Source organism: Allobosea rubneri (genome assembly GCF_032464875.1).
GTDB lineage: Bacteria > Pseudomonadota > Alphaproteobacteria > Rhizobiales > Beijerinckiaceae > Allobosea > Allobosea rubneri.
The window spans coordinates 35,370-41,461 of the sequence record NZ_JAWDID010000047.1 but is presented as its reverse complement, the minus strand read 5'-3'; the positions used below and the strand labels follow the sequence as shown (position 1 = coordinate 41,461).

At 68.6% G+C, this 6,092-nt stretch carries 6 protein-coding genes; 4 read left to right on the top strand and 2 right to left on the bottom strand.

Annotated elements, in window-relative coordinates; translation table 11 throughout:
- Together RKE40_RS22880 and RKE40_RS22875 are read right to left on the bottom strand one after the other, a co-directional pair.
- Nucleotides 1–1,028: AAA family ATPase (locus tag RKE40_RS22880; protein ID WP_316020515.1), on the bottom strand; the 1,028-nt coding region annotated here is incomplete at its 3' end.
- Complete coding sequence (locus RKE40_RS22875; RefSeq protein WP_316020516.1) at nucleotides 1,025–2,149, bottom strand: metallophosphoesterase family protein; 1,125 nt, start codon at nucleotides 2,147–2,149, stop codon at nucleotides 1,025–1,027. The genes RKE40_RS22880 and RKE40_RS22875, both read right to left, overlap by 4 nt.
- Nucleotides 2,150–2,443: 294 nt before the next feature.
- On the opposite strand from RKE40_RS22875, the gene RKE40_RS22870 reads away from it, so the two are divergent.
- From RKE40_RS22870 to RKE40_RS22855, 4 genes are all read left to right on the top strand, one after another.
- Nucleotides 2,444–3,349: a LysR family transcriptional regulator gene (locus RKE40_RS22870; RefSeq protein ID WP_316020514.1), complete on the top strand. Its 906-nt coding sequence runs from the start codon at nucleotides 2,444–2,446 to the stop codon at nucleotides 3,347–3,349.
- Between the two features lie 212 nt (nucleotides 3,350–3,561).
- Nucleotides 3,562–4,644: a 4-oxalomesaconate tautomerase gene (locus RKE40_RS22865; RefSeq protein ID WP_316020513.1), complete on the top strand. Its 1,083-nt coding sequence runs from the start codon at nucleotides 3,562–3,564 to the stop codon at nucleotides 4,642–4,644.
- A gap of 26 nt (nucleotides 4,645–4,670) precedes the next feature.
- On the top strand, nucleotides 4,671–5,396 hold the full coding sequence (locus RKE40_RS22860) for a PIG-L deacetylase family protein (protein ID WP_316020512.1): 726 nt from the start codon (nucleotides 4,671–4,673) through the stop codon (nucleotides 5,394–5,396).
- Nucleotides 5,393–6,082, top strand: a complete 690-nt coding sequence (locus RKE40_RS22855; RefSeq protein WP_316020511.1) for a 4-carboxy-4-hydroxy-2-oxoadipate aldolase/oxaloacetate decarboxylase — start codon at nucleotides 5,393–5,395, stop codon at nucleotides 6,080–6,082. The genes RKE40_RS22860 and RKE40_RS22855 overlap by 4 nt, the downstream gene beginning before the upstream one ends.
- Nucleotides 6,083–6,092 lie beyond the last annotated feature (10 nt).

The window sequence follows — 6,092 nt, the reverse complement described above, 5'->3', positions numbered from 1 at the left end:
GCCTCGACCGCGGCAGCGGCGGCCCGGCCGAACTCCGCGGCGGCGCGCTGTCGGGCCAGGGCGTCGTCGCGCTTGCCCGTGCCCTCGCTTTCGAGAGCCTGCAATTCGGCAAGGCGCGCCAGGCTGCGCCGATAGGCCGAGAGCGCCTGGTTGGCCGCATCGCGCTGGCTGCGGGCCAGGGCGGCTTGCGCCTCGGCGGTCTTCAGCGCCTCGCCCTGGGTCTTGGCGGTGGCGAGGTCCTTCTCGGCCTGCGCCAGGGCGCTGCGCCGGGCATTCTCCTCGTCGCGATCCTCGAGTTCGTCCAGCCGGTTGCGAATGCTGCGGCGCCGGTCGAGCGCGGCGCGTAGTTCGGCGACCTCGGTCGCCAGCTTGCGCTCGGCTTCGGCGAGGCGGTCGCGTTCGTCGAGAGCGAGGGCGTAGGGGCCGCCGGCCTTGGGCCGCCGCGTCGCGGTCACCAGCCGCGACAGCTCTTCCTCGCAGGCGGCGACGGCCTGCGCCATGCGCCTGCCGCCGGTCAGCGATTCGACCTCGCCCTGCACCGAGAGCAGCACGGATTCGCGCGCCCGCTTCTCGCTCTCTTCCTCGCTCTTGGCGCGGCGCTCGATGCCGGTGATGCCCTGGCGCACCCAGAGCAGCCCCGCCGGGCCGGTAGTGCCGCCCTGCACCAGAGCGCCGATGAACTTTTCCGCCTCGTCGGCCTGCGCGATCAGCCGGCCGCTCGAAAGCTCGCGCACCATCGCCCGCTTGCCGCCATAGAACTGCTTGGTCAGGCGGAACGCACCTTCGGGCGTCGCGATATCGGCCTCGACCAAGGGGCTACCGCCGCTATAGGGCCGCAGCGCCTGCACCGCACCGGGCGTGCCGCTATAGGGCTGGAAGAACAGCGCATGCAGCGCGTCGAAGCAGGTCGACTTGCCGAACTCGTTGACGGCGCAGAGCACGTTGACGCCGTCGCCGATGCCTTCGACGGCGACGCCGGTGCCGGCGAAGCGCCGGACATTGTGGAGGCGTAGCGCGGTCAGCTTCATGGCTGCATCGCGTCGCAATAGGAGAACAGCCGCACCAGCGCCTCGCCGGCGATCTCGCGCTCGGCCTCCGGGCGGCTTTCATCGCGGCTCTCGGCGAGCAGCAACTCTGCGGCCTGGCGCAGGGCGCCAGCCCGATCGATCGCGTCGAGATCGGTATCCTCGCAATCGGCGGCCAGCGCTTCGCTGTCGAGCTGGAGATCGGCGAATTCCGGGGCGACGGCTGCGATCTCGGCTTCCAATGCCATTCGCGCAGCTGGGCGCAGGCGGCCGGAGGCGACGATGCGCAACAGCGTCTGGCGCCGGGCAGCTCCGGCCGGCAACTGTGCCGCGAGCAGAGCTGCGGCATCGTCGCCGGAGAGCAGTTCCAGGGAAAGGCTGCGCCAGGCGAAACTGCCGGTCTCGACCGGGGTGACTTCGGGCAGGGCGCCCGGGGCCGGCAGGCTGACGAGGAGGGCCCGTCCAGGCTCGCCATGCTTGAAGCGGTCGGGCTCGGGCGTGCCGCTGTACCAGCTGCGGGTATTGACGGCCATCTGGCCATGCCAATCGCCGAGCGCGAGATAGTCCAGCCCGGCGCGGGAGGCGCGGTCGGGCGCGATGATGTCGAGCCCGGAACCGTCCTCGGAAAAACTCTGGATCGCGCCATGGGCGAGGCCGAGTCTGAGCGCACCTTCCGGTGTGGCCGCCCGATCCATCCATTCGGTCAGGTCGCGGCCTGGGCGGCGCGTCGTGCAGGGGGCGGGGAGAAGCGCGACTGCCGCTTCCAGCAGGATCGGCTCCGGTTCCGTCGCCAGCACGACATTGGCCGGCAGGGCTGAGCGGGCGGCGGCCCATAGCTCGTCTGCGAGCAGGGAATCATGGTTGCCCGGCAGCATCACCCAGCGCAGGCCGGTGTGGCCGGCCATGGCGGCGAGCGCCTGACGCAGCATGGCCGGGCTCGGCGTCTCCGTGTCGAAGCAGTCGCCGGCGAGCAGGATCGTGCCGGCGCCCGCGGCGCGTGCCTGGGCGGCGAGCCGGTCGAGCACGGTGTGGCGGGCATCGCGCAGGCGGCCGCGCAGCTCCTCCGGCATGTTGCCGAAGCGCTTGCCGATATGCAGGTCCGATGAGTGGATGAAACGGAACATCATGCCTCTGGCCGGATGAAGTCAGCCTGCGGCGGGATTCGTCAAGGCGAGGCACGGCGTTACGATGGGGGCGGGCCCATGCCGTGAGTTCGTCGCCGCTCCCACTGGCGAAGATTCTGCGTAATTTCTAAGCACCATCAATATCTTGCGGGCAAATTCGGAATCGGTCTCGCAACGAGGATCGCGATATTCTGGGATCTGCTGCACAGAGGCCGCGAAAAGGTGGATTTGAACAATCTCCGGTTTGATGAAAATCTTGCATCAGAACCGACCATGCGCAGGGAAGGGCCGCTTGTGAGGATCGACGTGCTCGGCCTGCAGGCCTTCGTAAGCATCGCGGAGCGCGGCAGCTTCCATGCTGCTGCCTCCCATCTCAACCTGTCGCAGACGGCGCTGAGCCACCGCATCCGCAAGCTCGAGGAGGGGCTCGGTATCCAGCTCCTGCAGCGGACGACGCGCCAGGTCTCCCTGACGAAGGCCGGCACCGCCCTCCTGCCCAAGGCCCGCCGCATCTTCGAGGAGCTCGGAACCTCCCTCGACGAATTGCGTCTCGATGCCGAGGAGGTGGGGGAAAGCGTTGAGGTCGGCTGCCTGCCGACCATCGCGATGCGCAGCATGCCGGAGGTGATCGCGGAGTTCGTGCGCCGCCATCCGGACATCCACATCAGGGTGCACGACAACTCTGCCTCGGAGATCGCCGACAAGGTCCAGTCCGGCGAGGCCGAGTTCGGCATCACCATCGTCGCCGCCAACCGCTGGGATCTCGATCTCAAGCCGGTGGTCAAGGAGCCTTTCGTGCTTGTCTGCCCGCGCAATTCGCAGCTCGCGGCCGCGCCTTCGCTGACCTGGACCCAGCTCGAGGGCCTGCCACTGGTCCGCATCAGCGCCGAAACCGGCAATCGCATCCTGATCGACGATGCGCTCGGCGCCCGCCGCGAGAAGCTCGCCTGGCGCTACGAGGTCCAGCGTGTCGCGACCGCGGTGAGTTTCGTCCGTGCCGGCCTCGGCTTCACCATCCTGCCGCAGCTCGCGCTCGACATTGCCGCCGCCGAGGAGCTTGCGGCGATCCCGCTGCGCTCGCCGACGGTGACGCGCACGCTCGGGATCATCACGCGCAAGGGCGTGGCCCTGAAGCCCGCGGCGCGTGAACTGCTCTCGCTGGTCGTCGACGCGCTGAAGAGCGAGCGCCTGACCAGCTGATCGATTACTGAGAGTTGTGCATGAAACGCTGCATTCTTGTCATTTGAATAAGCAATCGCCGGCGGCCATGGTCGCGGCGAACGGGGAGGAGCAGGATACCGCGCCGGGCCGCATTGGCGGCGAGGCCAAGGCTGTCCGCGATCCCGGCCCGTTCAGGTTCGAGCCACGGCCTCATCGCTGGCGCCAAGATCACGGCCGGAGGCCGAGAGCCGATGCAGATCGCGATACCCTGCATGCTGATCCGCGGCGGCACCTCCAAGGGCGCCTATTTCCTCAGCCAGGACCTGCCTTCCGATCCGGCCGAGCGCGACGCCATCCTGCTTGCGGTGATGGGCTCGCCCGACAAGCGCCAGATCGACGGCCTCGGTGGCGCCCATCCGCTGACCAGCAAGGTCGCGATCGTCTCGCGCTCCACCGAGCCGGACTGCGACATCGATTTCCTCTTCGCACAGGTCGGGATCGAGACCGCCAGCGTCGACACGACCCCGAATTGCGGCAACATCCTCGCCGGTATCGGGCCCTTCGCCCTGGCGCGTGGCCTCGTCCCGGCGGCCGGCGCCTCGACGACGGTGCGCGTCCGCACGCTGAACACCGGCACCGTCGCCGATCTCGTGATGCAGACCGGCGACGGGCAGGCGGGCGTCACCGGAGAAGCGCGGATCGACGGCGTGCCCGGCACCTCGGCGCCGATCGATATCAGCTTCCTCGGTACCGAGGGCTCGGTCTGCGGCGCTCTGCTGCCCACCGGCAATGCGGTCGATATCGTCGACGGCGTCGAGGTCACGCTGATCGACAACGGCATGCCGGTGATCGTGATGCGGGCTGCCGATCTCGGCCGCACCGGCCATGAGCCGCGCGAAGAGCTCGACAAGGATCTCGAGCTCAAGGCGCGCATCCAGCGCATAAGGCTGGCAGCGGGCCCATTGATGAATCTCGGCGACGTTTCCGGCAAGGTCGTGCCGAAGATCGCGCTCGTTGCGGCGCCGCGCGCCGGTGGCGCCATCGCGACGCGCAGCTTCATCCCGCATGAATGCCATGCCTCGATCGGCGTTTTCGCCGCCGTCACGGTCGCGACCGCCGCTGCCCTGCCGGGATCGCCGGCGGCTTCCGTCGCCATCATGCCTTCGGGAAGGGAGCGCTCGCTCTCGGTCGAGCATCCCACCGGCGAGTTCACCGTGCGCCTGACGGTCGGCGGCACGCCCGAGAAGCCGGTGGTCGAACGGGCCGGGCTGCTGCGTACCGCCCGCATCCTGATGGACGGCCAGGCCTTCGTGGCGCCGCGGCCGGCCGCCTGAGTTCGCGACAAGAGGACTTTCGATCGATGCCGAGCCCGCAGAAGACAGGTCTGGTCGTTACCGCCCATCCCGGCGATTTCGTCTGGCGCGCCGGTGGCGCGATCGCGCTGCACGCAAGGCGTGGCTTCCGCGTCAAGATTCTCTGCCTGTCCTATGGCGAGCGCGGCGAGAGCCAGTTCGCCTGGAAGAAGGCGGGGGTGAAGATGGCGGACGTCAAGGCGCAGCGCCGTGATGAGGCCGAGCGCGCCGCTGCGCTCCTCGGCGCCGAGATCGAGTTCATGGACGCCGGCGACTACCCGCTGCGCACGACCGAGCCGATGCTGGAGCGCGCCATCGACATCTTCCACGAACTCAATCCGAGCTTCGTGCTGACCCACGCGCTCGAAGACCCCTACAATGTCGACCACCCCGAGGCGACGCGCTTCGCCCAGGAGGCGCGCATCATCGCCCAGGCGGCCGGCCACAAGCCCAACCCCGAGCGCGCCTATGCGGCGCCGCCGCTCTTCCTGTTCGAGCCGCACCAGCCCGAGCAGTGCAATTTCAAGCCGAATGTCATCCTCAACATCGACGAGGTCTGGGAGGTGAAGCGCCAGGCCTTCGAGATCCTCGCCGCCCAGAAGCATCTCTGGGAATATTACACCCGCGTCGCGCTGAACCGCGGCATGCAGGGCGGGCGCAATTCCGGCAAGGCGATGACCTATGGCGAGGCGTATCAGCGCCTCTTCCCGGAAGCGCTGGAGACGCTGGCATGAAGCCCGTGGTCGTCAGGACGAACAAGCGCACTGCTGCCGCCGACATCGCATCCTTGGCCGAACTCGGCGTCTCGACCACGCATGAGGCGATGGGGCGCAGCGGCTTGATGAAGCCCTATATGCGGCCGATCTATGCCGGCGCGCAGATCGCCGGCAGCGCTGTCACGGTACTGGCCCAGCCCGGCGACAACTGGATGATCCATGTCGCGATCGAGCAGGTGAAGCCCGGCGACGTCCTCGTCGTCGCCTGCACCACCGACAATACCGACGGCATGTTCGGCGACCTGCTCGCGACCTCGCTGATGGCGCGCGGCGGCGTCGGCCTCGTCATCGATGCCGGGGTGCGCGATGTCCGCGTGCTGACCCGGATGGGCTTTCCGGTCTGGTCGCGGGCGATCTCGGCCAAGGGCACGGTCAAGGCGACTTTGGGCTCGGTGAATATCCCGGTGGTCTGCGCCGGGGCGCTGGTCAATCCCGGCGATGTCGTTGTCGCCGATGATGACGGGGTCGTGGTCGTGCCGCGCCTCGATGCGGCTTCCGTCGCCGAAGCCGGGCGCAAGCGCGAGGCCGGCGAGGAGGAAAAGCGGCGGCGTCTGGCCTCTGGCGAACTCGGCCTGGACATGTACGCTATGCGCGAAGGCCTAGCCAAGGCAGGCCTCGTCTATCGCGACGACGAAGACGACTGAGCACAAGAAG

What these genes read in the sequence shown, in the direction of transcription:
- RKE40_RS22865 (WP_316020513.1), top strand. Translation starts at nt 3,562, where the DNA reads ATGCAGATCGCGATACCCTGCATGCTGATCCGCGGCGGCACCTCCAAG.
- RKE40_RS22875 (WP_316020516.1), bottom strand. Translation starts at nt 2,149, where the DNA reads ATGTTCCGTTTCATCCACTCATCGGACCTGCATATCGGCAAGCGCTTC.
- RKE40_RS22860 (WP_316020512.1), top strand. Translation starts at nt 4,671, where the DNA reads ATGCCGAGCCCGCAGAAGACAGGTCTGGTCGTTACCGCCCATCCCGGC.
- RKE40_RS22855 (WP_316020511.1), top strand. Translation starts at nt 5,393, where the DNA reads ATGAAGCCCGTGGTCGTCAGGACGAACAAGCGCACTGCTGCCGCCGAC.